We start from the raw sequence: 25,577 nt of genomic DNA on the forward strand, positions 1-25,577 counted from the left end.
AATACTTATTGTATTGGTTTAGCTCATTATCAAGATTAACTTTTGTGCCTGAAGATATAGCTCTTAATAAGTACTTGTAGGTTATATACTGGAGAGTTAATAATGGTATTGTTTAGTTACATTTTTTTTGAAATGTTGCGTGAACGGTTGAAGTGGTATCCTTTTGCTTTTTTTGCAAAAGATTTAACGAAAGACGCGACGGTAAATTTTTATTTACCGACACGCCCAAAATATTATTGAGTTTTTAGAATTTTTGTTTGTTCGTTTATTGCTCTCAATTTTAATGTTATTATTGCAATTATAAAATAAATAAGTGTTAATAGCCAGAGATGGTTCCACTCGGAGAGTACATGTGTAAAGGAGGCTTCCATTTGGGTTAATTTGATGAATCCTTTCATACCCGAAGTTGATGGTAATAATTTTGCTAATTCTTGATAAAAGGGATAAAAATTTTCTGTGAGAAATGCAATAGTTATTTTTTGTGTTTAATGATATAAGCTGAACTTTGAAAAAAAAAATCAAATGCATATATTAAATGTATATTTTTATTTAAAAATAAGTATTGTTTTAATTACTGTATTAAAAAATTAGCAATGATAAAAATTTTAGAAACAAAACGACTTTTCTTAAGAGAGTTAAATGTAGATGATTGTGAAAATATTTATAAATTAAACTTAAATATTAATGTTATAAAATATACTGGTGATTCTGCTTTTAAAAGTATAGATGAGGCAAAAGAGTTTTTAGGTAATTATAATGATTACGAGTATAATGGTTATGGAAGATGGGCAGTAGTAAATAAAAAGACAAATGAATTTATTGGTTGGTGTGGATTAAAATATAATGAATTAGCAAATGAAACAGATATTGGTTTCCGTTTTTTTGAAAAAGATTGGAATAATGGTTTTGCTACGGAAAGTGCAAAAGCGTGTATAGATTATGGTTTTAAAAACTTTAAGCTAAAAAGAATTATAGGAAGAGCTATGAAAGATAATATAGGATCGGTTAACGTTTTGATTAAAATTGGAATGGTTTATATTCAAAAAATTAATTTTGAAGGAAAAGAAGGTGTGCTTTATGCAATTGATGAAGAATCAAATTAATACTTTTTTATTTTGATTGAGTTTATTTAATAAAAATAAATCTCTAGTTATTGAGTTATTAAACTAAATTAGTTTTATTTTGCAAAGTAATAATGAGAAAAATACTAATACTTATTTTATTGGTTTCAGAAGGTTTATTTGCCCAAGTAGGAGGTGAAAGTATCTATAATTTTTTGAATTTATCTAGTTCAGCGCGTCAAGCGGCATTAGGAGGTAAGGTATTAACTTTATTAGATGATGTTAACCAGCCGTTATGGAATCCATCAACAATAAATAATAGTATAGATAGAAAGCTATCTGTAAATTATGTAAATTATTTGGCTGATGTGAATTTAGCTTCTGTTTCATACGCTCAGTTAATTAACAGAAATTTTGGAACGATACATGGAGGAATTACATATTTAAATTATGGAAAATTTATTGGTGCCGATGAAGATGGGAATGAAACAGGTATCTTTAAAGCTTATGATTTAGCAGTATCTGTTGGGTATGCCTATAATATTTTTAAAACAGATTTTTATGTTGGTGCTAACGTGAAATTGATAAATTCAGTAATTGATAATTATTCTTCATTTGGAGTTGGAGCGGATTTGAGTTTATTGTATTATAATGAATATTTGCCATATAGTTTTACCCTTGTGCTTAGAAATATAGGTTATCAGGTTACATTGTATGATGAAGAAAGAGAAGATTTACCTTTCGAAATTCAATTAGGAGCTTCATACAAATTAGAAAATGTACCTATTAATTGGCATTTTACCGTTGATAATTTACAACAATGGAAATTAGCTTACAGCAATCCATCTAATGTTAGTACGGATATTGATGGAAATGAAACTGAAGAAGATATTTCTTTTTTAGATAATACTTTTAGACATTTATCTGTTGGTGCAGAAATTTTTCCTGAAGGATTATTTAATTTGCGTTTAGGTTATAACTTTAGAAGATCTAAAGAAATGATGCTTGTAGATAAAAGAACATTTGCTGGATTTACAGCTGGTTTTGGAATTACTATGAGAAAATTAAAGTTTAATTATGCATTTTCGAAATATCACCCAGCATCTAATACAAGTACATTTAGTTTATTAATAAATTTAGAATAGAATTCATTGAAAAAAATAATTATTGCGATTGATGGCTTTTCATCAACAGGAAAAAGTACGTTAGCTAAACAAATAGCACAAAAGTTATCTTATGTATATGTAGATACTGGGGCAATGTATAGAGCTGTAACTTTATTTGCAATGCGGAATAAACTTATTTCTGAAAACAAATTTGAGAAAGAGAAATTAATAAATTCTTTAAATTCTATTGAATTAAGTTTTAAGTTTAATGAAAAACTAGGTTTTGGAGAGGCTTATTTAAATGGAGAGAATGTAGAGAAAGTTATTAGATCTATTGAAGTTTCTAATTTTGTTAGTAGAATTGCTGAAATTTCTGAGGTAAGAAGAAAACTAGTTGAACAACAGCAAAGAATGGGATTAGAAAAGGGGATAGTTATGGACGGTAGAGATATTGGTACTGTTGTTTTTCCTAATGCAGCTTTAAAACTTTTTATGAATGCTTCTGCTGATACAAGAGCGAAAAGAAGGTTCGATGAACTTTCTAAACGCGGTGATAAAGTATCGTACCAAGAAATATTAGAAAATGTTCAATTACGAGATCATATAGATTCTACAAGAGATGATTCTCCTTTAGTAAAAGCAAAAGACGCTATTGAGATTGATAATTCTAATTTAACGTTAGAAGAACAATTTAAAAAAGTATTAGAAATAGTAGAAAATAAACTAAAAGAGGCTTAAGGTATATTTAAGTACTTATGAGTTTGTAAAGAAATTTTCCATTTAGGATTATTCATTACATACTCTACAATTTGTTCAGTCATTTTATCTCTTTTGCTCCACTCAGGTTGTAAATATAACTCACAAGTATCAGAAACCTTCGAGGCTTGTTCTTCAGCAAAAATAAAATCGTGTTTATTAGAAATTATTATTTTTAACTCGTGCGCTTCAGAATAAATACCTTTTAAAGGTAATTTTGTTTTTTTAGGTGATAAACAAATCCAGTCCCATTTACCAGAAAGTGGATACGCACCTGAAGTTTCTATATGAGTTTTAATACTACTGTTTTGTAGTTTACGGGTAATATAATCTAAACTCCACATTAATGGTTCACCACCAGTAATAACAACTGTATTCGCATATTTGCCTGCATTTTCAACAATAAGGTCAGTTTTGGTTGGTGGGTGTAATTTTGCATTCCAACTTTCTTTAACATCGCACCAATGGCAACCAACATCACAACCTCCAATTCTTATAAAATATGCAGCTTTACCAGTATGCGAACCTTCACCTTGAATAGTATAGAATTCTTCCATTAAAGGTAACATTTCACCTTTATCAATTAGTTGTTGTACTTTGTTATCAATCATTTTGCAAATATAACTATTAGTACCAATTATAAATAATTGCAACTAATTATCTGTTGAAATTTTTAATTTGATTTATATGTGCTATTTTTATCAAAAATATTAGAAATGGATAGAAAAGAAGCTTTTTTTAATCATATAACGGAAGGATACAAGGCAAAAGGAGATAGTTTGGTGTTTGGATCTGCAATGTTAGACGGTGAAACTATTAAGGATGCATTTGTAAAAGTACCGCTTAAAACATTGAATAGACACGGGTTAATAGCTGGAGCAACCGGTACTGGTAAAACAAAAACGTTGCAAGTTATGGCCGAAAATCTTTCAGAAAAGGGTGTGCCGGTTTTGTTAATGGATATAAAAGGTGACTTGAGTGGATTGGCAAAAGCGAGCCCAGGTCATCCAAAAATTGATGAACGTCACGCAGCAATTGGCTTACCTTTTGAAGCAAAAGAATTTCCAGTTGAAGTTTTAACCATTTCTGAACAAGAAGGAACAAGATTAAGAGCTACTATTTCTGAATTTGGGCCAGTGTTATTATCTAGAATTTTAGATTTAACGGTAGCACAAAGTGGTATAGTTTCTATTATTTTTAAATATTGCGATGATAATAAATTACCTTTATTAGATTTAAAAGACTTCAAAAAAATATTACAATTTGCAACTGATGAAGGAAAAGAAGAAATTCAAGCTGAATATGGTAGAATTTCATCTATGAGTACAGGAGCAATTTTAAGAAAGTTGGTTGAGTTAGAACAACAAGGAGGTGATTTGTTTTTTGGAGAAAAATCTTTTGAAGTAAAAGACTTAGTTAGAAAGGTTGACGATAAGGGTGTAATTTCGATATTGCGATTAACAGATATTCAAGATAAGCCAAAGTTATTTTCAACATTTATGTTACAATTATTGGCTGAAGTTTATTCTACATTTCCTGAGCAAGGTGATAGTGGTAAACTTGAATTAGTTATTTTTATAGATGAAGCACATTTAATATTTAAAGAAGCTTCAAAAGCATTACTTTCGCAAATTGAAAGTATTGTTAAGCTAATACGCTCAAAAGGAATTGGATTGTTTTTTGTAACGCAAAACCCAAAAGATGTTCCAGAAGATGTATTGGCGCAACTAGGTTTAAAAGTTCAACATGCGTTAAGAGCTTTTACTGCTAAAGATAGAAAAGCTATTAAGTTAGCAGCTGAAAACTATCCAGACTCTGAGTATTATGATGTTGATGAATCTTTAACACAGTTAGGTATTGGAGAAGCATTTGTTTCAGCTTTAAACGAAAAAGGTATTCCAACACCATTGGCTGCAACTATGATGAGAGCTCCAATGAGTAGAATGGATGTGTTAAGTCAAAAAGAGTTAGAAACGTTAATTGAAAACTCTAAACTTTATGAAAAATACGAAGAGGCAATTGATAGAGATAGCGCTTATGAAATTTTAAATAAAAAAATAGAAGATATTAACGAAAAAGAAGAAGTTGCAAAGAAAAAGAAAGAAGCTTCAAAATCTAAAAGAAGTTCGAGTAGAAGAAGTAGTACACGAATGAATCCTATATTAAAGGTAGTTACAAGTGCTACATTTATTAGAGGTGTTTTAGGTATTTTAAAAAGAGTTATATAAACGAAAGTTTATTAAATAAATTGGTTTAATACACGTTATAGTGTATGGTATGGTAAAATTAAATTGTATATGTATATTTTAAAAAAAATAGCACCTGTTTTGGTAATGCTAGTTCTGTTTATTCAATGTTCTAATGAAAGTAAATACATTGTTGAAAAAGGAAAAGTTGGATTGTTAGATAAAAACACAAAAGTTGAACAGTTAACAACTATTTTCGAAAACGATTCTCTAGTATCAATATTGCATGCAGAAAAAGATAAAGAATTGTTTTCTAATGAGACAGATGAGTTTATTGTGTATTCTAAAGAAGGGAATAAATTATTGGAAATTGCACCTCAAAAGCAACAGGACTCATTATCTAAAATAAAAAGTATACAAATTTTTGATGTAAATTATAAAACGGATAAAGGAATTTCATTACAATCTACTTTTAAAGATATAAATGAAAACTATATGGTAAATAAAGTGGAAACTACACTAACTTCTGCAACTTTATTTATTGATGAATTGAATGCAACAATAGCTATAGACAAAAAAGACCTAGGTTTAAATAGTTTTAGTAGAGAAGAAATTTCAATAGATCAAATTCCAGATATAGCTAAAGTAAAATATTTTACAATTTGGTTTAATTAAACTATTTGTTGCAAAATGAGTAAGAAATATCAAATTCAAAATAAACCTTTTATTGTTCCAACAACAGATGGTAAGTTAATTGAAGAGCATTTTGGAAATGCTACAATTTTATCTGAAATTAGTATAGCATATATGGTTGCTCCTCCAAAATGGACAGAACCTTTTCAAAACCCTGAATTTGATGAATATACTTATATTATTGAAGGAAAAAAACAATTTAACATAGATGGAGAAATTATTGTTTTAGAAAAAGGGCAATCTATAAAAATATTAAAAGGAACACGAATTAAATATTCTAATCCGTTTGATGAAGAGTGTAAATACCTTTCGGTTTGTTTACCTGCTTTTTCTATGGATTTGGTACATAGAGAAGAATAAAAAAGGCTTCATTTTTAATGAAGCCTTTTTTATGTAATATATGTTTGTGCTTTTTAGCCTTTTCTTTCACAAGCTAATAAAGTATTTTTCATAAGCATTGCAATAGTCATTGGTCCAACACCACCTGGTACAGGAGTAATATAAGAACATTTAGGACTTACACTGTTAAAATCTACATCACCAGCCAATCTATAACCACGTTTTTTTGTATCGTCAGCAACTCTAGTAATACCAACATCAACCACAGTAACATCTTCTTTTACCATATCACCAGTTAAAAACTCTGGAATACCTAAGGCAGCAATAATAATATCGGCTTGTAAACAAAGTTCTTTTAAGTTTTTGGTTCTACTATGTGCAACAGTTACTGTTGCATCACCAGCAGCACGTTTCTGACTCATTAAAATACTCATTGGTCTACCAACAATATGACTTCTACCAATTACAACTACATTTTTCCCTGAAGTTTTAACATTGTAGCGTTCTAATAATTCTAAAATACCAAATGGTGTTGCAGGTAAAAAAGCAGGTAAATCTAAAGTCATTCTACCAACATTAGTTGGGTGAAACCCATCAACATCTTTATCTGGATTTACAGCCATTAAAACTTTTTGCTCATCAATATGCTTTGGTAATGGTAGTTGAACTATAAAACCATCAATATCATCATTATTGTTAAGCTTATCAATTTCGTTTAATAGTGTTTCTTCTGAAGTTTCTTCAGGTAGGTCAACCAAAGTAGAATTAAATCCAACTAATTCACAGGCTTTAACTTTAGCATTTACATAAGTCATACTAGCACCATCTGTTCCAACTAAAATAGCTGCTAAATGTGGTGTTTTTTTACCTTGAGATTTAATTTCTTTTACAGATTCAGCAATTTCTATTTTTAAATCTGCTGAAGTTTTTTTTCCGTCTAGTAGTGTCATTAGTGTATTGTTATTATATAAAAAAAAGCAAGTGTTTAGCTTGCTTTAGAATTTAATTTCCCATTCCTTTCATCATTTGCATCATTTTTCGGCCTCCACCACCTTGCATCATTTTCATCATTTTACTCATTTGGCCAAATTGTTTAAGCAATTGATTTACTTCTTGTATTGAAGTTCCAGATCCTTTTGCAATTCGCTTTTTTCTACTTGCGTTAATTGTTTTAGGTTCTTCTCTTTCTCCAGGAGTCATAGAATGTATAATTGCTTCAATACCTTTAAAAGCATCATCATCTATATCAACATCTTTCATCATTTTACCAGCCCCAGGAATCATTCCCATCAGGTCTTTCATATTACCCATTTTTTTGATTTGTTGAATTTGCTTCAAGAAATCATCAAAACCGAATTGGTTTTTGGCAATTTTTTTCTGAATTTTTCTAGCCTCTTCTTCATCATATTGTTCTTGGGCACGTTCCACTAACGAAACAACATCTCCCATTCCCAATATTCTATCTGCCATACGATCTGGATGGAAAACATCAATAGCTTCCATTTTTTCTCCAGTACCAATAAATTTAATAGGTTTATCTACAACCGATTTAATAGATAAGGCTGCACCACCACGAGTATCACCATCTAACTTTGTAAGAACAACACCTTCAAAATTTAAAATATCATTAAAGGCTTTGGCTGTATTTACAGCATCTTGCCCTGTCATAGAATCTACAACAAATAAAGTTTCTTGTGGATTTACAGCTTTATGAATGTTAGAAATCTCTGTCATCATTTCTTCATCAACAGCTAAACGACCAGCGGTATCAATAATAACAACATTTTTACCAGTTGATTTTGCATGTTTTAATGCGTTTTGAGAAATTTCAACAGGGTTTTGATTTCCAACTTCAGCATATACTTCAACACCAATTTGTTCTCCAACAACTTGTAATTGATTTATTGCTGCAGGTCTATATACATCACAACCAACTAATAAAACTTGTTTTGTTTTTTTAGTTTTTAAATAATTTGCTAGTTTACCAGAAAATGTTGTTTTACCAGAACCTTGTAAACCAGACATTAATATAACAGTTGGATTTCCTGAAAGGTTAATACCTACAGTTTCACCACCCATTAACTCAGTTAATTCGTCTTTAACAAGTTTAACCATTAATTGGCTAGGATTTAATGATGTAAGTACATCTTGTCCTAAAGCTTTTTCTTTAACAGTTTTAGTAAAGTTTTTTGCTATTTTAAAGTTAACATCGGCATCTAAAAGAGCTCTACGAACTTCTTTTAAAGTTTCTGCAACATTAACTTCAGTAATTTTTCCGTGCCCTTTTAGTACGTGAAGAGCTTTATCTAACTTATCGCTTAAATTATTAAACATATTCTGGCTTCAATTTTAAGAAATGCAAAGGTAGTAAAAATGTATTAAAGTTATTTTTTCAAATCATCATTTTATACTATTAGTAAAGAAAGTATTTTAAAGCTTTTTTTAAGGTGAATTCAATGCGTAAATTAAATTGTTAAAAGCCCTATAATAACTAGCTTTGTAGTACTTAAATATCTTACACTAATTAATTATTACCATGAAAACGTTATAGTAATAATCATTACAGTATAAGTTATTTTTTAGTGTGAAATTTGTGTAAAATTATTATAACAATGGAAAGAATTATAGTTATAGGAGGATTATCAGCAGGACCATCTGCAGCTGCAAAAGCAAGAAGAGAGAATGAAAATGCTGAAATTATACTATTTGAAAAAGGTGCTAACATTAGTTATGCAACTTGCGGAATGCCTTATGCAATATCAGGAGTTATTGAAAATAGAGAAAAATTAATTGTTGTTAAACCAGAATTACTTCAAAATAGATTTAATGTAGATGTTAAGTTAAATGAAGAAGTTGTTAATATCGATACGACTAATAAAGTTGTTTATTCTCAAAAGAAAGATTACAAGTATGATAAGTTAATTTTTGCAACAGGTGCAAAATCTGTTGTTCCGCCAATTAAAAACATAAATTTAGCAACAAATTGGTCTACTTGTAGATCTATGGTAGATTTTGATAAAATAATGGCCGAAGGAATGGCCGAAACATCTAAGCATGTAACAGTTATTGGTGCTGGATTAATTGGTATTGAAGTTGCAGAAAACTTAAAGGACGCTGGAAAGCAAGTTACTTTAATAGAAGGTGATAAGCAGGTTTTAAATATGTGGCAACAAAAATTTGGAATTTTTGCTGAAACTATTTTAAAAAATGAAGGAATAGAAGTTTTAAACTCTAGTTTAGTTTCTGAATTCGAAATTAATAATGAAGGTAGAATTAAAGCTGTTAAAATTAAAGGCGGTAAAACGGTAGCTACAGATTTTGTGGTTTTAAGCGTTGGAATTAAACCTAATACCGATTTATTACTTAAAGAAGGAGCTGAGCATATTGGTAATGGAGCATTAAAAGTTAATAAATTAATGGAAACATCTATTAAAGATGTTTATGCAGCAGGAGACAATGTTTCAATAAAAAATATTCAAACAGGAGAATATGATTATTTTCCTTTAGGAACGCATTCAAACAAAGCTGGTAGAGCTGCAGGAGCAAATGCTGTTGGTAGAAATATAGAATTTAAAGGTGCTTATAAAACTGCAATTGTAAAGGTATTTGATTACACATTGGCAAGAACAGGTTTAAATCCAAAGGCTTTAGATAATTTAAATATTCCTTATAAAACTGTATTAACCGTTGCAGGTTCTACACCTGGATATTATCCAAATCCAAAAGATTTAATTACCGAAATATATTACAACGCAGAAACTCAGGAAATTTTAGGAGCAGAGTTATTTGGAGAAGTAGGAGTAGATAAAAGAGTTGATGTATTAAGTACAGCTATTTATGCAAAATTAAAAATGGATGATTTAGCTCAATTAGATTTAGCTTATGCACCACCATTTTCTCCAGCTAAAGATCCAATAGTTGTAACAAGTTATGCTACAGAAAACATATTAAACAGTAATAGTAGTCAAATTTCTGTAGAAGAATTAGAAAGCTATTTAGAAAAAAATAATAAAGAGAACTATTTATTAATTGATGCAAGAACGGTTGTAGAGTTTGAAAAAGGTACTATTCCTGGTTCTTTAAATTATCCTTTAGATAGTTTGAGAAAGAATGTAGATGTTATAAAACAACAAAATAAGCCAGTAATTATATTTTGTCAAAAAGGATTAAGAGGTTATTTGGCAGAATTAATTTTACGCCATAATAATATTAACAATATTGTAAACGTTGCAGGAGGTTTTAAACTATGGCAAATGTATAGCAGTAATATTGAAATGCCTAAAAAGGTAGAGTTAAGCTAATAATTAATTAGTTTTTAGAATGATATAAAGGGATGGTAAAGAAAACTACTGTCCCTTTTCCTTTTTCACTTTCTATCCAAATTTTACCATTGTGCAGTTTTACAAACTCTTTGCATAAAAATAAACCCAAACCACTTCCTTTTTCATTATTTGTGCCAGGTTTAGATACATTTTGAGTAAAAATATTTAGTAGCACGCCTTTTTCTATTCCAATGCCATTATCTGAAACAGAAAATCTAATTTTATCCGTTTCTTGAATAGCATTAACTTTAACAATTCCATTATTGTTTGAAAATTTAATACTATTTGTAATTAAATTTCTAATAATTATTTGAATTAAATTGGCATCTACAAAACCAGTAATTTCTTGATTAACATGGTTTACAATTATTATATTTTTTTGAAGTGCGGTAGCTTCTATACTTTCAATAACATCATTAATTATTGCTTTAATTTTATGAGTTTTAAAGTTAGGCTGTATAGATTTTAATTGAGATTTGGACCAGTACAATAAATTATCTATCAATGTTAAAGTACCTTTAGAACTTTTATTAATAATTTCAGAATATGAACGTTCTTTTTTAGTTAAATCTTTCGATTCCAGTAATAAATTTGAAAACCCAATTATACTATTAAAAGGGCTTCTTAAATCGTGTGAAATAATTGAAAAAAGCCTGTCTTTAGAATGATTAAGTTCTTCAATTCTACTATTTTTTCTTTTTAGAGTTTTTGAAATATGTATTACCTTTTCTTTAGCAAAAACTTGCTCCTTATAAATGAGGTAAACAATTGTGGTATTGAATAAAATTAGATAAGTAAATGAAACTGTTTTAATTAGAAATTCATCATTTTGTTGAAATAAATCTATATTGCTAAAAAATAGATTCGGAACCAAATTAAACAGAATTTGAAATGCTACAATTTGTAGAAATGCAATTACAAAGTGTTTAATAATGCTCAAATCAAACAATGCAGCTACAACAGGATATATTGTTACAAGTAATAAAGGGTAGGACCAAGCAAATGTATTTGTAAATGGTGTAGAAAATAAAACGGCAGTAATAAAAACTTGAATTTGGAAATAGTAAATGCCTAATTTTTGTGTTCGAATTATTTTTTTGTCTTTTAATAATTTAAAAGAATAAAAACAAAAAGCAATATTTAAAACCTCTAAAACAGTTGCGTATAATAAATTGTAATAAATAGCCAATATTAAACTAGAAAAAGCAAAAACAGCACAAGTAAATACAACACCAGTTGTTTGGCGATATTTTCTTTTCTTGTCAATACTCCAATTTGAGCTAACAAAATAGTTTAATTTTTTATGGTAAAACTCCCATAACATAGGTAATAGTCTTAGGTAGAACTAATTAATTAATAAATGAATATTCGGCTATTGAATAAGTAAATTTAACTAAAATAAAGTTCTTGCCCTATTGTTTAACAAACTCTTATAGTTTTAAAAGTTTATAATTTAAAAAGGATTTTTAGTTATAAGAAAATTTAAAAAGGAATGGTTTTTCAACGTTATTTATCAGATTTTACAAATTTAATAGAGCTTGTGTTTACACAAAACCTTTTTCCTGTAGTATCTTTTGGGCCATCATCAAAAATATGACCTAAATGTCCATCACAAGCAGCACAAATAATTTCTGTTCTAATCATTCCGTGGCTAATATCTTTTACATAGTTTACGGTACCTTCAATAGCATCATCAAAAGAAGGCCATCCACAATGAGATTCAAATTTACTCCCAGATTCAAACAATTGTAAATCACAAGCAGCACAATGGTAAGTACCTTTTTCAAAATGAGCTGTTAATCCTTCTTCACTTGGCCTATCGGTACCTTTTTGCCTTAAAACATAATACTCTTGAGGTGTTAATTCTTCTTTCCATTCTTGTTCTGTTTTAATAACTTTTTTAATCATTTTAGATTGTTTTTTTTGTGAAAATGCAATGTTTGAAAATAAAATGCAAACAAGAAATACTTTACTAAAGTTGTTCATGATAATTATCTCTATTAATAAATTCAACTATTCGTTCTATAACAAAATCGTCTTTTAAAATACGGTTATGGCCTAAACCATTTGTAATTAAAATTTCACCTTGTTGTAAATTTTGACGAATATTATGAGCACAACTTACAGAAACTTCTTTGTCGTCGGTATCATGTATAATTAATGTGGGTACTTTTACTTCTTTTGCTGAAATACTAGCTGAGTAGGTATCAATATCTTTACCAAAATTTTTGAAAAAATACTCTTTCATTTTAGTAATTATAATTGGCTTTAATTTTAATTTTTGAGTGAAATTAGTAATGATATCGGTAATAATATCACCAGATCCAATTGATATTATTTTTTGTACGTTTAAATCTTTTTTTGCGGCATTTAAAACAGCCATTGCACCTAAGGAGTGTCCAATTGCAAATTCAAAAGGACCAAATTCTTTTTCTAATTGTATAATCGAAGCCACAAATTCGGGCATCATAGTTGTTTTTCCACTAGAGTTTCCGTGTGCAGGAGCATCAAAACTAATGGTCATAAAATCATTTTCTATTAATTTATCTGCAATTTTGTAAAGTTGTGTTCCTCTACCAGACCAACCATGTACTAATAAAATTTTTCTCTTAGAACTTCCATAGCTGTAGGTAGTAATTTCTTTATTAAGTGAAGAAATTAAATGTTTAGAAATTTTTGAGCTTGTTTTCATTTTTAATTCTCGTTCAGGTGTTTTAAACCTAAAAGGAGTTTTAAATAACCGAATTGCGTATAGTGTAGCCCAATTGTGACTTATAGCTTGTAATGTGTGTCCTATTATTATAAAAACCTTTGGTACTTGTATTCCATTGTTTATAGGTTTTTTCGAACTTTTGGCTGTACTCATTTAAAAATGTTTATTTTGCCCGTAAATATAGAATTTGTATTTTTATAAATAACCAACCCATTAAAAAAACTGAAAAATGAAAAAAATTATAGCATTATCTCTACTTGTAATATTTATGGTAAGCTGTAGTACAGTGCCTATTACAGGAAGAAAAAGAATTAATTTAGTTAGTGATGCTCAAATATTGCCATCGAGTTTTGCGCAGTATAGTACCTTTTTAAAGGAAAATAAAATTTCTACAGATGCTAGAAAAACAAACGAAATTCAATCTGTTGGTATAAGAATTTCAAAAGCAGTAGATAAATTTATGAGAGCCAATAATATGGTTAGCGAAGCAAATAATTATAGATGGGAATTTAATTTAATTAATGATAATACGGTAAATGCTTGGTGTATGCCAGGAGGTAAAGTTGTTTTTTACACAGGTATTTTACCAATTTGTGCAAATACTGATGGAATTGCAGCTGTTATGGGGCACGAAGTAGCTCATGCATTTGCAAAACATGGTCAAGAACGTATGACATCTGCTTATGCTCAGCAATTAGGAGGTGTAGCTGTTGCAGTTGGAACAGCAAATAAAGATCCAAAAGCTAGAGAATTATGGAATATGGCTTACGGGGTAGGTTCTCAATTAGGTATGCTTGCATACAGTAGAACTCACGAAACTGAAGCAGATAAATTAGGAATGGTTTTTATGATTATGGCTGGTTACAAGCCAGAAGAAGCTGTTAATGTATGGATTAGAATGAGCCAAAGAGCAGACGCTTCAAAAGCACCACCAGAATTTTTAAGTACACACCCTTCAAATCAAACACGTATTAAAAATTTAAGAGCATTTTTACCTACAGCTATGGTATTAGCCAAAAAATATAGCACGCAGCAATTACCTGCCAATTCAAAGCAGTAATTGAATAAAAAATATAGTATATTGAACCGTTCTTTAAAAGAGAACGGTTTTTTTATTATGTTAAAAAAAGGAGATAAAAAATTGATAAATGCTTGGGCATTTTACGATTGGGCAAATTCAGTATATTCATTAGTTATTAGCACAGCAGTTTTTCCTATTTATTATAGTGGTTTAACAGAGGCATTTCAGAATGTTGAAGGTCAAATTACTTTTTTAGGTACACAATGGAATCCAACAACATTGTATAACTATACGTTGGCATTTTCTTTTTTAATTGTAGCATTTATTTCGCCTATTTTATCTGGAATTGCAGATTATACAGGAAACAAACTAAAATTTTTAAAATTTTTCTGCCTACTAGGTTCTATTTCTGTAGCAAGTTTATACTTTTTTGAAGGAAAAGATACACTATGGATAGGAATTTTAGCAACTATTTTTGCTAGTATTGGTTTTTGGGGAAGTATTGTTTTTTACAATGCTTATTTACCCGAAGTTGCGCATCCTGAAGATCAGGATAAAGTAAGTGCTAAAGGATTTATGTTAGGCTATTTAGGATCAATTCTGTTATTAACAACTTGCTTGTTTGCTATAAATAATTTCGACTTGCTAGGTTTGGAAAGTAAAGCAATGGCATCTAGACTTACATTTGTAGTTGTAGGTGTTTGGTGGTTTGGCTTTGCACAAATTACCTATAGAAGATTACCAAATAATGTATACAATAAAAAACCAGCTAAGGATTTTATTTGGAAAGGATTTTACGAGTTAAAACTGGTTTTAAAAGAGTTAAAACAACATCCAGAATTAAAATTCTTTTTGAGTTCTTTTTTTATGTTTAGTGTTGGGGTGCAAACCATTATTTTAATGGCAGGTATTTTTGGGAGCAAAGAACTAGGTTTACCAACTTCAGATTTAATTTTAGTTATTATATTAGTTCAGTTTGTAGGTATTGCTGGAGCATTTTTGTTTTCAAGACTATCTAAAATAATTGGAAATATAAAAGCTTTAATGTTAACTATTATAATTTGGGGTGCAGTTTGTTTCATTGCTTTTATGTTAGATAAAAAGCAAGAGAATATTAATCTTTATTTTTATGGCCTTGGAGCATTAATAGGTTTGGTTATGGGGGCAATTCAATCATTATCACGATCTACATATTCTAAATTATTACCAGATACTAAAGATCACGCAACATATTTTAGTTTTTATGATGTAACCGAAAAAATTGCAATTGTTATAGGTATGTTTGGATTTGGGTTATTAAATTCAATTTTTGGTTCAATGCAATATAGTGTATTGTTTTTGGCAGTTTTCTTTTTAATATCGGTTGTTTTGCTGAACTTTGTTGGAAAAACAAAGTATGTGCAATAAATATGATTTTATTATTGTGGGTGGTGGTGTAGTTGGTTTAGCTACAGCGTATAAATTACAACTTCAATTTCCTGCAAAGAGTATTGCCGTTTTAGAAAAAGAAAATAGTGTTGCCAAGCACCAAACTGGTAGAAACTCTGGTGTAATGCATTCTGGTATTTACTACAAGCCTGGATCATATAAAGCTAAAAATTGTAAAAACGGGCATACACAGTTAGTAAACTATTCAAAAAAAAATAATGTTACTCACGATGTTTGTGGTAAAATAATTGTTGCTACAAAAAATGAAGAACTTCCAATGTTGGAAAATATTTTTAACCGAGGAATTGAAAATAAAACAGCGGGTATTTGTTATTTGTCTTCAGAAGAATTAAACAAAAAAGAACCTTTTATTAAAGGAGTAAAAGCAATTTGGGTTCCAACAGCAGGTATTATAGATTATGTTGGGCTGTGTAAAGCTTTTGTAAAAAGTATTGTTGAAATTAATTCAAACAGTACTTTTATTTCAAACTGTGAAGTATTAGAAGTAATTTCTAAAAAAAATAATTCTATTTTAAAAACTTCAACAAAAGATTTTATTGCTGAAAAGGTTGTTTTTTGTACCGGCTTGCAATCGGATAGAATTGCCGAAAAAGACGATTTAAAATTAGATGTTCATATTGTTGGTTTTCGAGGAGATTATTTTGAGTTAACTCCAGAAGCATCGTATAAAATTAAAAATCTTGTATATCCAGTTCCTGATCCAAAATTTCCATTTTTAGGAGTTCACTTTACAAGAATGGTTGATGGTAGTATTGAATGTGGGCCAAATGCTGTTTTTACATTTAAGCGTGAAGGCTATTACCGTACTAGCTTTAGTTTAAAGGATACTTTTGAAGCGTTAACATTTAGAGGTACTTGGAAATTATTTGGTAAACATTGGCGCAAAGGAATTGATGAATATAAAAGAGCCTTTTCTAAGCGTTTGTTTGTAAAAGAACTTCAAAAATTAATGCCCTCAATAACTGTAAATGATATTCAACCTGCTAGGGCTGGAGTTAGAGCACAAGCTATTGATTTTGATGGTAATATGGTTGATGATTTTAAAATAATGAAACACAACAATAATATTCATGTTATAAATGCTCCTTCTCCTGCGGCAACTGCTTGTTTGGCAATTGCAGATGAAATAGTTGAACATGTAATTAAATAATTTATGAAATTTTTTCAAAAAGAAATTCAGTTGAAACCTGCTAAAAGAGGTTTTCATTTAATAACTAATGAAATTGAAAATTCAATTGCTGAATTAAATCAAATTAAAACTGGTCAATTACAAGTTTTTATTAAGCATACTTCGGCTAGTTTAACTATTAATGAAAATGCAGATCCATCGGTACGTGTAGATTTTGAAAGTCATATTAATAAAATGGTTCCTGAAAATATGCCTTATTATATTCATACTTACGAAGGATCGGATGATATGCCAGCTCATATTAAAGCTTCATTATTAGGACCTTCTATTCAAATTCCAATAACAAATGGGCGTTTAAACTTAGGTACTTGGCAAGGAATTTATTTATGTGAACATAGAGATTTTGGAGGATCAAGAAAGTTGGTAATTACTGCTTTTGGAGTTTAGTTATTCCTTTTTAAGGTTATATTTGGGTTTATTCCTTTTTAAGGTTGTATTTAATTATATTCCATTTTAACGGAATAAATTTGTTTTCTAAGTCTTAAACTAATATATTTGAAGTATAAACAGATTTAAATAGATGACTAGTATAATAACTGGAGACATAGTAAATTCAAAAAAGAATGAACCAAGTATTTGGATGCCATTATTAAAACAGGTATTAAACTTGTATGGTTCTGAGCCTAAAGAATGGGAAATTTATAGAGGAGATAGTTTTCAGTTAGAAATTAAACCAGAAAAAGCTTTAGAAGCTTCAATTTTAATGAAAGCGACCATAAAAACTATTAAAGGTTTAGATGTTAGGTTGGCTATTGGAATTGGGAGTAAGACATATAGTTCAGAAAAAATTACAGTTTCTAATGGAACTGCTTTTGTAAATTCAGGTGAGTGTTTTGAAAGTTTAAAAAAAAGTACTTTGGCTTTTAAATCTGAAGATAAAAACTTAGATATTCAATTAAATTTATTGTTTGATTTAGCGCAGTTAACAATGAATAGTTGGACTCAGAAATCATCGGAAATTGTGAAAATGGTTATTGAAAATCCAAATTTAAATCAAAAAGAACTGGCTAAGATGTTGAATAAAACCCAAAGTGCCATTAGTAAGAATTTAAAAATTGCTGGTTATGATGAAATTATACGAATGGAAAAATATTATAGAACTTTAATGGTTTCATTATGATTGCTTTGTTATTAAAACTAATATTGGCTCATGTAATTGGTGATTTTGTATTTCAACCTGAAAAATGGGTGAAAAGCAAAGAGAAAAAGAAACACAAATCGCCATATTTATATTGGCATATTTTAGTGCATTTATTTGCCGCTTTAGTAGTGCTTCAATTTAATAGAGTTTATTGGTTAGGTGTATTAATAATTATAATTTCTCATTATATAATTGATGTGTTAAAGCTAAATTTAAAAAAGAAACTAAATTTTAGATGGCTATTTTTATGGGATCAGCTAGCGCATTTGGCCGTAATTGTATTTGTGGTTAATTTATACAAGCCAATTTTTTTAGATTTAAATGCATTGTTTTCTCCTAAAGTATTGCTATTTGTTATTGCATTGTTAATGGCAACCGTTGTATCATCAATTGTTATGAAGGTGATAATTTCTAAATGGGAAATTAAAGGTAATTCAAACAAAAAATCGTTAGATGACGCAGGAAAATATATTGGAATTATAGAACGCTTATTAATATTCGTGTTTATAATTACCAATAATTGGAGTGGTGTAGGTTTTCTTTTAGCAGCCAAATCTATATTTAGATTTGGAGATTTAACTAAAGCAGATGATAGAAAACTAACAGAATATATTCTAATAGGTACTTTATTAAGCTTTACATTTTCAATTGTTACAGGTTTGGGGTATAATTATTTGATTAAAATAATTTAAAGATTTTTCGAGATTATTACTAGCTTGTTCGCTTAATTTAATTTCAATTTCCCACGTAATACCTTCAATTTTTAGTACGTAAGCTTTGGGTGTTTTGTTGTAAATAGTTTCACATAAATTTAATATTTGATTTGGAGGTACCGCATGTGTTGAAAATGAAACTTGTTTAGCTGGTTCAATTTCTTCAAAAATAAAACCATTTTCTAGCTCTTTTTTATAAGCATCAACAAAAATTACAGTATTATATTCAGCAATTAATTCTGCATCTTCAACCATTAATTGATATTTGTATAATAAATTATCTTCATTATAACCTTGTTCTACCAAATTGTCTAGAAAAGCCCAACCAAGACCATCGTCTTGGCGGGTATTATTTCCTATTCCTATAATAAGTATGTTATCTAGTTTTTTCATCAATTAAGTTTCCGTTAGCATCTTCTATTTTTACAATTAAAGGCATTTCACCTAGTGCGTGTGTTGCACAACTTAAACAAGGATCGTAAGCTCTAATAGCCATTTCTACTTGGTTTAACATTGGTTCAGTAATTTCAGGTTTATCGTTTAAAACTTCTTGAGCAACAGCTCTAACTCCACGGTTCATGGCTTCGTTATTATGTGTTGTAGAAACTATTAAATTACATTTTGTAATTAAACCTTTATCATCTGTATGATATTCGTGAATTAGCGTTCCTCTTGGAGCTTCAATAATACCAATACCTTTATTTCTAGGAGTTCCTTCTCTTACTAAATCATTACCCATAATTTCATTATCTAATAGTAATTCCTTCATTAATTCAGCACAATGAAGCATTTCAATTAAACGTGCCCAATGCGTATGCATTGTCATATTATTAGGTTTGTTTTGTGTGTAAGCTTTAAAAATTTGTCGTTCTGTTTCAGCTAATGGTGTGTTTATGTGTGAGCAAGTATTCATACGTGCTAAAGGTCCAACTCTGTTCCAACCATTCTCACGACCATACTTAGTCATATAAGGAAACTTTAAGTAAGACCAAGGTTCAACAGCTTCTTTAAAATGATAGCCATATTCAATATCTGAAATATTTAATAGTTCGTTACCAGTTGCATCTACAGATCGTAAGCGGCCATCGTATAATTCTAACGCGCCAGTTTCTTTATCTACTAAACCTAAGTGGTTCGAATCATATTTTGCAAAATTGTCAATCCATTCAGCATTTTCAGTATGATAGTTTTTCATAAAGTCTATAATTTCTTTAGACCATTCTATCATAGTATCAACATTAGGAATTTGTTTACCATCTAAGAAATATTCACGTTCTTCAGCTGTAAATGTTTTATGAACTCCTCCAGGAACTGCTAAAATTCCGTGAATTTTTTTACCAGCTAAAGCTTTGATAATTTCTTGACCAAACTTACGCATAAGAATTCCTTTTTTAGCTAACTCTTGATTATGAGCTGCAACAGCAACAATATTTCTTTTTTCTGCAGGTGCATTTATTCCAAATAAAATATCTGGTGAAGCTAAATAAAAGAAGTGTAATGAATGTGATTGAAATACTTGACCGTAATGGAGTAATTTACGCAGTTTTGTAGCTGTTGGTGATAAGTTTTCAGGATCTACACCAACTAATTGATCAATGGCTTTTGCTGCAGCAATATGATGACTTACAGGACAAATACCACATAATCGTTGTACTAAAACAGGCGCTTCCCAATACGGATGACCTTGTATAAATTTTTCGAAACCTCTAAATTCAACAATATGTAAAAACGCATCATCAACTTTGCCGTTTTCATCCATTTTTATGGTTACTTTTCCGTGCCCTTCAACACGAGTAACTGGTTCTATAACTATTTTTCTTTTGCTCATTAGTTTGTTTTTAAGTTAGTCGTATTTAAATTCAGGGTAAGAAATAGAAAACTCTTCTTCAAAAAGAAGGTTTTTTACAACATTCCAAATATGATTTGCATTTGGAGGACAACCTGGAATATGGTAATCTATTTTTACAACCTCGTGGTTAGAGTAAACTTTGTTTAATATTTTAGGAATATCTTCGTGATGAGGTATAACTGTTTCACCTTCTTCACTTGTTAAAGAATCTAGATAGGCTTCTTTTAAACAATCTTCTAAAGGAACGGTGTTTCTAATTGCTGGTAAACCTCCCCAAATAGCACATTCGCCAACCGAAACTAAAATATCGCAGTTTTTACGGAACTCTCTTAATACTTCAATATTATCGGTATTACAACATCCGCCTTCAATTAAACCAATATCGCAACGCTCGGTAAACTTTTTAATATCGGTTAATGGAGATTTATTAAATTCAACCAGCTCTATTAAATCTAATAAACCTAAATCTACATCTAATAAAGACATATGACAGCCAAAACAACCAGCTAAAGAGGTTGTGGCTACTCTCATTTTTCTTTTATTAGATTTTACTTGCTTTTTAATATCTGTAAGTGGAATGTTTTGTCCTTCGTGTGCATAATCGAACTGGCGATCTCCAAAAGGTTTACCAAATGTTTTTCCTTTTACTAAAATTGAACCTGTAGGGCAAATATGCATTGCATGTTCTGCTTGAGCTTCAGAAAGTTTTGCTTCTTGTTCGTAATCTACAGAAACTAAAGTTTGGTTACCTCTGTTGGTAAAATTGAAAACTTTAAAACCATCGTTAGTAATAACTTCTTCAATACAGCGTTTACATTTTATACATCTATTTTGATTTACCACAATACGCTCAGGACGTGCATCTACAATTCTATCTACAAATAAATGAGGAAAACGTGTATAACGTATACCGGTTTCATAACCTAAATTTTGCATTTGGCAATCTCCACTTTTCTCACAAGAAGGGCAAAAGTGATTACCTTCAACAAACATCATTTCTAAAATTGCTTTACGGTTGTCTAGTAACTCAGGTGTATTTACCTCAATATCCATTCCTTCAGCAATAGAAACTGTACAACCTGCAATAGGTTTACCATTTTGTTTAACAGTACAAACTCTACAACTACCTAAAGGATTAAGGTGTTTGAAATAGCACAACGTAGGAATAAAAATACCGTTTTGTTTGGCAGCTTCAATTAAATTTTGACCTTTCTCGGCCTTGCAATCTCTTCCGTCTATTTTAAATGATACTTCTTTCATTTTAAATGGTTTTACAGTTGGGTATCTTTAATTATACTATCAAATTCGTGTATGGCAGCTTCCATATCAAACTCTACATTTTGAAATTCGTTTGAAGGAGCTATTTTTAAATTGTAATAATCTTTGAATTTATCTATTGAAAATATCAACGAGTTTGGTGAAGACTTTCCTAAACCACATCTACTAGAAAGTTTTATTATTTTTCCCCATTTTTTTATTTCATCTACATCATCTTGCGAGGCTAAACCACGTTGCATTTTCTTCACTTTTTCATTTAAAATGAAATTTCCAGCTCTACAAGGTGTACACACACCGCAAGATTCTTCTTTAAAAAATTCCATAAAGTTGCGAAGTATGTGTAAAATATCTCGAGTTCTATTAAATACCATAAAACTTCCACCACATAAAATATCTTCCATACAAATTTTACGATCAAATTCTGCAGGAGAAACACATTCACCAGATGGACCACTAACTTGTACATAATAAGGTGCAGTTGCTTGTGCCATTTCTATACCTAATAATTCACGAATTGAAGTTCCGTATTCAATTTCATAAATACCAGCTTTTGCAACATCACCAGAAATACTTATTAACTTAGTTCCAGGAGTTTCTTTGGTTCCCATACTTAAAAAATAATCTTCACCAAGTTCAATTATTCTAGAAGCATATGCTAAAGATTCTACATTATTTACTACTGTTGGCTTGTGTTTAAAACCGTGTTTGGTTGCGCTCCACATACGTACAGGTGGTTCGCCACGTCTACCTTGCATAGATTCTATTAAGGCTGAAGCTGCACCACAAACGTAAGAACCAGCGCCTAATTGAATTCGTATTTCAAAATCGAAACCATCTATGCTTTGTATGTTTTTACCTAGTAAATTTTGCGTGTAAAATTCTTGAATTAAATCTTCTAATTTTTGTTTGAAATATTGGTACTCTGCTCGTAAATAAATAATACCTTCTTTGGCTCCGGTTGCGTAGCCAGCTAAAATCATACCTTCAATAACTAAGCCTGGTAAATGTTGAAAAATTGCACGATCTTTAAATGTTCCAGGTTCACCTTCATCTGCATTACAAATAATATATTTTTCGGTGTCTTCATTTCGCTTACACGATTGCCATTTGTAGCCAACATCAAAAAAAGCACCACCACAGCCTTTTAATTTCGATTTGTAAATTTTATCAATTATTTCTTGAGGTGTAAATTTTAAGCCTTCTTTTACACTTTTACCTAATTCATAATTTCGAAAAATAACTGTTTTGTCATCATCTGGAGTGTAGTGTATTTTACTAATTGTTTTACTAGAAAAATCTTTAACATTTTCTCCATTTTTTATTTTTTGAATAATGTTTCTAACTTTAGAAGGAGTTAAATCTGTAAATGGCTGGAAGTTAATTAAAGCCGCAGGTTCTTGATCACTCATACCAATACAAGAAGTTTCAAATAAAGAAAACTCTTTGTTTCCATACTCTCCAAAACTACAACCAGTTTCTTTTTCAAAAGTAGCTTTAACATCTTCAAAGCCTTTTAAGTCGGATATGATACTGTTATTTAGGTAAATAGTATGTTTACCTGTTGGCTTTTTGTGGAAAAAATGGTAGAATGAAACTACACTTTCTATTTCAACAGTTGAAACATTTAATTTTTTAGATAATGTTGAGATACTTTCTTTTGAGATATAACCTAATCTATGTTGAAATTCCCAAAGTTTATTTAACAATTGCGTTCGGTCCATATGATTAATAATTGATATTACTAAAGTTACGAATTAATTAAAGTTAAAAGACCAATTTCAAACGTTTTCGAGCGATTTATTTAAAATTAAAATTTTTCTAGCAGGTATTTTTTATTTGTTAAGTATTTATCCATATTATCATTTAGAATTAATTAAAAAACAGTTTTTATTAAATTATATTTTTGTTGAAATAATAAATTTATTATGATTTAAATCATATTTATATAAAAAGCTGTTTTAAAACGATTGTATTTTTGTGTTTAGTATAAATTATTGTTGTTTAGATAGTTAGTTTTGAGTATTCTGTATTAACTCGTTATAATCAAAAACTGCAGCTTCCAAATCAAACTTAATTTCACCTTTATTTTTTATAATTATTTTATTAAAATAGTTTCTAAATTTATCAATTGCGCTACTAAAAGTACTTGCAGAATATTTACCAAGACCACATTTACTAGATAGTTTCATAATATTGTTCCATTTTTTAATATCATCTAAATCGTTAGCAGTAGCAATGCCGTTTTTTATTTTTTTAATTTTTTCAAGTAAAATTTGATTTCCAGCTCTACAAGGTGTACAATTTCCACAGGATTCACTTCTAAAAAACTTAGTGAAGTTTTCAATTATTTGAATAATGTTTCTGTTTTTGTTAAATACCATTATGGATCCATTACAAGCTAAATCTTCTTTTGCAATTTTTCTATTAAATTCATTTTGGTTAATACATACTCCAGATGGACCATTAATTTGAATATAATATGGCTCGCTAGCATTGCACATTTCTATACTTAAAAGCTGATTTATTGTAGTGCCCCATTCAATTTCAAAAATACCTGGTTTAGCAATATCTCCAGATATACTCACTAATTTGGTTCCTTTACTAATTTTGGTTCCAATATTTTTAAAAAAACAACTACCAAGTTCAATAACCCTTGCTGCTAACGCAAAGGTTTCGACATTATTAACAACAGTTGGTTTATTTAAGTAGCCGGCTTCTGTTGGAAAAAGGTTACGAATTCTTGGCTCTCCTCTTTTACCTTCTAACGATTCTATTAAAGCTGTTTCGGCACCACAAATGTATGCTCCGGCACCTAATTGAAGTTCAATTTCGAAATTGAAATTTTTAATACCGTTAATGTTTTTACCTAAAAAACCGCTTTTATACATCAAAGCAATAGCTTTTTCAATTTTTGGTTGAAGGTATTTGTATTCAGCTCTTAAATAAATAATTCCATTTTTAGCCCCAGTTACATAGGCTGCTAAAATCATTCCTTCTAACATTAATCCAGGTAAATTATTAAGTATTGCTTTATCTTTAAATGTTCCTGGTTCTCCTTCGTCTGCATTACAAATTATATATTTTGGTTTATTTTTATTGTTTTTACAATACGTCCATTTAGTAGCTGTTTGAAAAAATGCACCGCCTCTTCCAGAAACTCCAACATTTTTTAATTCAGATAAAACTTGATTTTGAGTAAGGTTTTTAAGTTTTTTTATTGAGTTTCCTAATACATAATCTCTAAAAAAAATTGTTTTGTTTTTTGCTGGTTTATATTGAATTTTACTTGTTGGATTACTTGAAATATCTTTTAAATTATTTCCATTTTTTAAATGAAAAATAATAGAACGAACCTTTTGTGGTGTTAAATTTGTAAAAGGATAAAAGTTTATTAAAGCGGCAGGTTCTTGATCGCTAAGTCCAATGCAAGGTGTTTCAAATAAAGAAAATAGAGAGTCTTTATTGTTAGTTTCAAAAGTACAATTTGTTTCTTTTTCAAAAGCTTTTTTTACATTATTATAACCTTTAAATTCCGATACTATGCTTTTGTTTAAATAAATGATGTATTTATTTGTTGGTTCTTTGTGAAAGAAGTGATAGAATGAAATAACTCCTTCAATTTCAATTTTTGAAACCCTCAGTTCTTGAGCAAGTTTATTAATGGAAACTTGGGGTATATAACCATTATCATTCTGAAACTGCCAAAGACGGGCTAATAGTCTTTTACGTTTCATAATAAAATAAGTTTATAGTATTAAATA

24 protein-coding genes are annotated in these 25,577 nt (G+C 29.5%); 13 read left to right on the forward strand and 11 right to left on the reverse strand.

The window, feature by feature from the left end; genetic code table 11:
* Positions 1-593: 593 nt before the first annotated feature.
* The 3 genes from BLU40_RS14350 to cmk all read left to right on the forward strand — a co-directional run bounded on the left by BLU40_RS14350 (position 594) and on the right by cmk (position 2,905).
* Positions 594-1,103 carry a GNAT family N-acetyltransferase gene (locus BLU40_RS14350; RefSeq protein WP_090125066.1) on the forward strand — a complete coding sequence of 170 codons (510 nt, stop codon included), beginning with the start codon at positions 594-596 and terminating at the stop codon, positions 1,101-1,103.
* Positions 1,104-1,195: 92 nt separating this feature from the next.
* Complete coding sequence (porQ, locus tag BLU40_RS14355) at positions 1,196-2,206, forward strand: type IX secretion system protein PorQ (RefSeq protein WP_090125069.1); 1,011 nt, start codon at positions 1,196-1,198, stop codon at positions 2,204-2,206.
* A gap of 6 nt (positions 2,207-2,212) precedes the next feature.
* Positions 2,213-2,905, forward strand: a complete 693-nt coding sequence (gene cmk / locus BLU40_RS14360; protein ID WP_090125071.1) for a (d)CMP kinase — start codon at positions 2,213-2,215, stop codon at positions 2,903-2,905.
* On the opposite strand, the gene BLU40_RS14365 is transcribed toward cmk, so the two are convergent.
* Positions 2,902-3,534 carry a 7-carboxy-7-deazaguanine synthase QueE gene (locus BLU40_RS14365; protein WP_175454803.1) on the reverse strand — a complete coding sequence of 211 codons (633 nt, stop codon included), beginning with the start codon at positions 3,532-3,534 and terminating at the stop codon, positions 2,902-2,904. The genes cmk and BLU40_RS14365 overlap by 4 nt on opposite strands.
* 105 nt (positions 3,535-3,639) lie before the next feature.
* Between BLU40_RS14365 and BLU40_RS14370 the strand changes: the two genes are divergently transcribed.
* The 3 genes from BLU40_RS14370 to BLU40_RS14380 all read left to right on the forward strand — a co-directional run bounded on the left by BLU40_RS14370 (position 3,640) and on the right by BLU40_RS14380 (position 6,162).
* On the forward strand, positions 3,640-5,151 hold the full coding sequence (locus tag BLU40_RS14370; RefSeq protein ID WP_090125074.1) for a helicase HerA-like domain-containing protein: 1,512 nt from the start codon (positions 3,640-3,642) through the stop codon (positions 5,149-5,151).
* A 69-nt stretch (positions 5,152-5,220) separates the two neighbouring features.
* Positions 5,221-5,784 carry a hypothetical protein gene (locus BLU40_RS14375; RefSeq protein ID WP_090125077.1) on the forward strand — a complete coding sequence of 188 codons (564 nt, stop codon included), beginning with the start codon at positions 5,221-5,223 and terminating at the stop codon, positions 5,782-5,784.
* A gap of 15 nt (positions 5,785-5,799) precedes the next feature.
* On the forward strand, positions 5,800-6,162 hold the full coding sequence (locus tag BLU40_RS14380; RefSeq protein WP_090125080.1) for a cupin domain-containing protein: 363 nt from the start codon (positions 5,800-5,802) through the stop codon (positions 6,160-6,162).
* A gap of 53 nt (positions 6,163-6,215) precedes the next feature.
* Here the strand turns inward: BLU40_RS14380 and BLU40_RS14385 are convergent, their stop codons facing one another.
* Positions 6,216-7,091: a bifunctional 5,10-methylenetetrahydrofolate dehydrogenase/5,10-methenyltetrahydrofolate cyclohydrolase gene (locus BLU40_RS14385; protein ID WP_090125083.1), complete on the reverse strand. Its 876-nt coding sequence runs from the start codon at positions 7,089-7,091 to the stop codon at positions 6,216-6,218.
* Positions 7,092-7,143: 52 nt separating this feature from the next.
* A complete protein-coding gene (ffh, locus tag BLU40_RS14390) occupies positions 7,144-8,475 on the reverse strand; it encodes a signal recognition particle protein (RefSeq protein WP_090125086.1) in 1,332 nt (443 codons plus the stop codon).
* Positions 8,476-8,753: 278 nt separating this feature from the next.
* On the opposite strand from ffh, the gene BLU40_RS14395 reads away from it, so the two are divergent.
* Complete coding sequence (locus BLU40_RS14395; RefSeq protein WP_090125090.1) at positions 8,754-10,442, forward strand: FAD-dependent oxidoreductase; 1,689 nt, start codon at positions 8,754-8,756, stop codon at positions 10,440-10,442.
* A 7-nt stretch (positions 10,443-10,449) separates the two neighbouring features.
* Here BLU40_RS14395 and BLU40_RS14400 read toward each other — a convergent pair whose 3' ends face one another.
* The 3 genes from BLU40_RS14400 to BLU40_RS14410 form a co-directional block, all read right to left on the reverse strand.
* Positions 10,450-11,787, reverse strand: a complete 1,338-nt coding sequence (locus BLU40_RS14400; RefSeq protein WP_090125092.1) for a sensor histidine kinase — start codon at positions 11,785-11,787, stop codon at positions 10,450-10,452.
* Positions 11,788-11,969: 182 nt separating this feature from the next.
* Positions 11,970-12,371 (reverse strand): peptide-methionine (R)-S-oxide reductase MsrB, encoded by a 402-nt coding sequence (gene msrB, locus BLU40_RS14405; RefSeq protein ID WP_090125480.1) that lies wholly within the window; start codon positions 12,369-12,371, stop codon positions 11,970-11,972.
* Between the two features lie 64 nt (positions 12,372-12,435).
* The gene (locus BLU40_RS14410) at positions 12,436-13,329 is read right to left on the reverse strand and encodes an alpha/beta hydrolase (protein ID WP_090125095.1); all 894 of its coding nucleotides are present in this window, start codon (positions 13,327-13,329) and stop codon (positions 12,436-12,438) included.
* Between the two features lie 76 nt (positions 13,330-13,405).
* On the opposite strand from BLU40_RS14410, the gene BLU40_RS14415 reads away from it, so the two are divergent.
* The 6 genes from BLU40_RS14415 (at position 13,406) to BLU40_RS14440 (ending at position 18,668) form a co-directional block, all read left to right on the forward strand.
* Positions 13,406-14,236 (forward strand): M48 family metallopeptidase, encoded by an 831-nt coding sequence (locus tag BLU40_RS14415; RefSeq protein WP_090125098.1) that lies wholly within the window; start codon positions 13,406-13,408, stop codon positions 14,234-14,236.
* Between the two features lie 57 nt (positions 14,237-14,293).
* Positions 14,294-15,604 carry an MFS transporter gene (locus BLU40_RS14420; RefSeq protein ID WP_090125101.1) on the forward strand — a complete coding sequence of 437 codons (1,311 nt, stop codon included), beginning with the start codon at positions 14,294-14,296 and terminating at the stop codon, positions 15,602-15,604.
* A complete protein-coding gene (lhgO, locus tag BLU40_RS14425) occupies positions 15,594-16,796 on the forward strand; it encodes an L-2-hydroxyglutarate oxidase (protein ID WP_090125104.1) in 1,203 nt (400 codons plus the stop codon). The genes BLU40_RS14420 and lhgO overlap by 11 nt, the downstream gene beginning before the upstream one ends.
* A 3-nt stretch (positions 16,797-16,799) precedes the next feature.
* Positions 16,800-17,222: a secondary thiamine-phosphate synthase enzyme YjbQ gene (locus BLU40_RS14430; RefSeq protein ID WP_090125107.1), complete on the forward strand. Its 423-nt coding sequence runs from the start codon at positions 16,800-16,802 to the stop codon at positions 17,220-17,222.
* Positions 17,223-17,355: 133 nt separating this feature from the next.
* Positions 17,356-17,955 carry a SatD family protein gene (locus BLU40_RS14435; RefSeq protein WP_090125110.1) on the forward strand — a complete coding sequence of 200 codons (600 nt, stop codon included), beginning with the start codon at positions 17,356-17,358 and terminating at the stop codon, positions 17,953-17,955.
* A complete protein-coding gene (locus BLU40_RS14440; protein ID WP_090125112.1) occupies positions 17,952-18,668 on the forward strand; it encodes a DUF3307 domain-containing protein in 717 nt (238 codons plus the stop codon). The genes BLU40_RS14435 and BLU40_RS14440 overlap by 4 nt, the downstream gene beginning before the upstream one ends.
* Here the strand turns inward: BLU40_RS14440 and BLU40_RS14445 are convergent.
* From BLU40_RS14445 to BLU40_RS14465, 5 genes are all read right to left on the reverse strand, one after another.
* A complete protein-coding gene (locus tag BLU40_RS14445; RefSeq protein WP_090125115.1) occupies positions 18,621-19,082 on the reverse strand; it encodes a hydrogenase maturation protease in 462 nt (153 codons plus the stop codon). The two genes, BLU40_RS14440 and BLU40_RS14445, sit on opposite strands and share 48 nt — an antisense overlap.
* Positions 19,066-20,517 carry a Ni/Fe hydrogenase subunit alpha gene (locus BLU40_RS14450; RefSeq protein WP_090125118.1) on the reverse strand — a complete coding sequence of 484 codons (1,452 nt, stop codon included), beginning with the start codon at positions 20,515-20,517 and terminating at the stop codon, positions 19,066-19,068. The genes BLU40_RS14445 and BLU40_RS14450 overlap by 17 nt, the downstream gene beginning before the upstream one ends.
* 15 nt (positions 20,518-20,532) lie before the next feature.
* Positions 20,533-21,798, reverse strand: coding sequence for an NADH-quinone oxidoreductase subunit B family protein (locus BLU40_RS14455; protein ID WP_090125120.1), 1,266 nt, complete (start codon positions 21,796-21,798; stop codon positions 20,533-20,535).
* 11 nt (positions 21,799-21,809) lie between these two features.
* Positions 21,810-23,537: an NAD(P)H-dependent oxidoreductase subunit E gene (locus BLU40_RS14460; protein ID WP_090125123.1), complete on the reverse strand. Its 1,728-nt coding sequence runs from the start codon at positions 23,535-23,537 to the stop codon at positions 21,810-21,812.
* Between the two features lie 288 nt (positions 23,538-23,825).
* Positions 23,826-25,550, reverse strand: coding sequence for an NAD(P)H-dependent oxidoreductase subunit E (locus BLU40_RS14465; RefSeq protein ID WP_090125126.1), 1,725 nt, complete (start codon positions 25,548-25,550; stop codon positions 23,826-23,828).
* Between the last annotated feature and the right edge of the window lie 27 nt (positions 25,551-25,577).

The organism is Lutibacter oricola (genome assembly GCF_900106565.1).
Classification (GTDB): Bacteria; Bacteroidota; Bacteroidia; order Flavobacteriales; family Flavobacteriaceae; genus Lutibacter; species Lutibacter oricola.